Here is a 2,939-nt window from a genome sequence, read left to right on the forward strand (position 1 = left end):
TCATCGGTGCCGGTACCATGGGGGCAGGTATAGCCCAGGTTGCCGCGCAGCATGGTTTTGATGTGGTTCTCTATGACCTGAAGCAGGAGTTTATCGACCGGGGGATGGCCAACATCAGAAAGACTCTGGACAAACTGGCGGAGAAACAGCTCATCGCTTCTTCCGACAAAGAAGCCGCTCTCTCCCGCATATCCTCCACGCTCCAGCTTGCCGAAGCCGCAGACGTTGATCTGGTCATTGAGGCCGCGGTGGAAAACCTCGATATCAAAAAATCGGTGTTCAAACAACTCGATCAGATCATGAAGCCGGAGTGCATCCTCGCTTCCAACACCTCAAGCCTCAGTATCACGGCGGTAGCCGCGGCTACCGGCAGGGCGGACAAGGTCATCGGCATGCATTTCTTCAACCCCGTTCCCCGCATGCCCCTTGTGGAAGTCATCCGGGGAGCGTCCACCTCGGACGAAACCTATCGGAACATCATGGACACGGCCCGCGCCATGGAAAAAGTCCCCGTCACGGTGGAGGAACATCCCGGTTTTGTGGTCAACCGGCTTCTGATTCCCATGATCAATGAAGCCGCGTTCATCCTTCAGGAAGGCATTGCCTCTGCGGAAGATATCGACACCTCCATGAAACTCGGCGCCAACCATCCCATGGGCCCCCTGGCTCTCGGCGACCTCATCGGCCTTGATGTGTGCCTCGCCATCATGGATCTGCTGCATGCAGAACTTGGCGAAGACAAATACCGCGCCGCTCCCCTTCTGAGGAAAATGGTTCGGGCCGGAACCCTGGGAAGAAAAACAGGCCGGGGATTTTTCACCTACGCCCGATAGGCAGAGACGGCCCAGCCCCCTGCTGCCCGGCATGCCCAAAACAGCATGCCTTCCGCAGTACAGAGGCTCTTTCCGCAACCGTCAGCGGGACTCATAATACCGGTCATCATACCGCAACTACAGAGAACTATTTGGAACTTTGTTATGAATGAAGCAGTTATCATCAGCGCCGCGCGCACGGCCATAGGTAAATTCGGCGGCGCGCTTTCTTCCGTTCCCGCCGTGGAGCTGGGCTCCATTGTCATTCGCGAAGCCATACACAGAGCGGGTATTTCCGCCGACGTGGTGGATGAAGTCATCATGGGCAACGTGCTTCAGGCCGCTTTGGGGCAGAACCCCGCCCGACAGGCGGCTCTGCGGGCAGGTCTGCCTGTGGAAAAACCGGCGTGGACGCTCAACAAAGTCTGCGGTTCCGGGCTCAAGGCCGTTGCGGAAGCTGCTCTTGCCATACGCGCGGGTGAAGCTCGCTGCATGGTTGCCGGGGGTATGGAAAACATGTCCGCCGCGCCCTTTGCAATGCCTTCCGCCCGCTGGGGTGCGCGCATGGGAGACAACACCATGGTGGACTTGATGATCCGCGACGGACTCTGGGATGCGTTCAACAACTACCATATGGGCATGACTGCGGAAAATGTGGCAGCCCGCTACGGGCTGACCAGAGAAGATCTCGACGCCCATGCCCTGCTCTCCCAGAAGCGTGCTCAGGAAGCCATTGCCTCAGGCGCCTTTAAAGAAGAAATTGTCCCCGTGCCCATCAAGCAGAAAAAAAAGGAATTCCTTTTTGACACGGATGAATTTCCCCGGCCGGACACCTCAGCCGAAGCCCTTGCAAAACTGCGCCCGGCTTTCAAGGAAGGCGGCGTGGTCACAGCGGGAAACTCCTCCGGCATCAACGACGGCGCGGCCGCCTTTGTCGTCATGGACGCCCGCCTTGCGGAAGAGCTTCATCTTCAGCCCATGGCTAGAATCATCAGCTGGGCGCCCGGAGGGGTAGACCCTTCCGTCATGGGACTCGGCCCCATTCCCGCCACCAGAAACGCGCTGGCAAAAGCAGGCTGGACTGTGGACTCTCTTGACCAGATAGAAGCCAACGAAGCTTTTGCCGCCCAGTTCCTCGCCGTTGGACGCGAGCTGAATTTTGATATGGGCAGGGTAAACATCCACGGCGGAGCCATTGCCTTGGGGCACCCCATAGGCGCTTCCGGCGCAAGAATCCTGACCACACTCCTGTACACGCTCAGGCATCTGAAGCAGAAAAGAGGCCTTGCCACCCTGTGCATTGGCGGCGGCCAGGGCTTTGCCATGCTTGTGGAAGCATGCTGAGCCATGGAAGGGCTTCTTATCCGGTACTGCGGCGGATGCCGTGCCAGATACGACCGTGTACAGTGGGCACAGAGCCTTGCGGATTGCCTGCGCCGTGGGGATATATCCACCTTCCCTGCGGCAGGGCAATCCCGGGCTACGCGTCAGATCACGCTCGTTGTCTGCGGGTGTGAGGCAAGATGCCCGGATATTCCCGCCGGCGCCCATGTTGTAACCTCACCTTCCTGCATGGACGGAAAACATATGAGTCTTGAAGAAATGGCGGAACTGCTCAAAAAAGAATGGTCTTCCCCACAAAGCAGCCGCCCGTAGATATTCCCCTTCCCCTCCCCCCTGCAAAGGCGCCGGTCTGAACCCCTTCGGCCGGCGCCTTTTCCCTGTGCCGAAAAGAGCCCCTGACCCTTCATACACGCCGCAACACGGCACGGCAGGTGGAATGGCTCTTCTATTCGGAAGCGTCTATCCGTTTCACCCCGAGCTTACGCATTCTTGCCCGCAGCGTGCTGGGGTTCATGTCCAAAAGTTCCGCCGCGCCTCCTCTGCCCGTGACACGCCCGCCCGTCATAGCAAGAACACGGCGGATATGGGCTCTCTCCATATCTTCCATTCTCATGCTGTCGACCGGAAGAAGAGGTCGGCCCGTTTTTTCCCCCATGACGGGGACGGTGGAAAACATGCCTGCAAAAAGATTTCTTCCTACCTCAATAGTGAATTTGTTTTCCTTAGCGCCGTCCCATATGAGCATGGCACGGATCACGGCGTTCTGCATTTCCCGGATATTGC

3 protein-coding genes are annotated in these 2,939 nt (G+C 58.2%); 2 read left to right on the forward strand and 1 reads right to left on the reverse strand.

Annotation, left to right across the window (positions count from 1 at the left end):
* Positions 1-2 precede the first annotated feature (2 nt).
* Both K8W16_RS07525 and K8W16_RS07530 read left to right on the forward strand, forming a co-directional pair.
* The gene (locus tag K8W16_RS07525) at positions 3-833 is read left to right on the forward strand and encodes a 3-hydroxybutyryl-CoA dehydrogenase (protein ID WP_304122538.1); all 831 of its coding nucleotides are present in this window, start codon (positions 3-5) and stop codon (positions 831-833) included.
* Between the two features lie 144 nt (positions 834-977).
* Positions 978-2,156, forward strand: coding sequence for an acetyl-CoA C-acetyltransferase (locus K8W16_RS07530; RefSeq protein ID WP_304122539.1), 1,179 nt, complete (start codon positions 978-980; stop codon positions 2,154-2,156).
* 445 nt (positions 2,157-2,601) lie between these two features.
* Here K8W16_RS07530 and K8W16_RS07535 read toward each other — a convergent pair.
* Positions 2,602-2,939, reverse strand: a 338-nt coding sequence (locus K8W16_RS07535; RefSeq protein ID WP_304122540.1) for a helix-turn-helix domain-containing protein, incomplete at its 5' end; no start/stop codon positions are given.

The sequence above is a fragment of the Mailhella massiliensis genome (genome assembly GCF_020741395.1).
Taxonomy (GTDB): domain Bacteria; phylum Desulfobacterota; class Desulfovibrionia; order Desulfovibrionales; family Desulfovibrionaceae; genus Mailhella; species Mailhella massiliensis_A.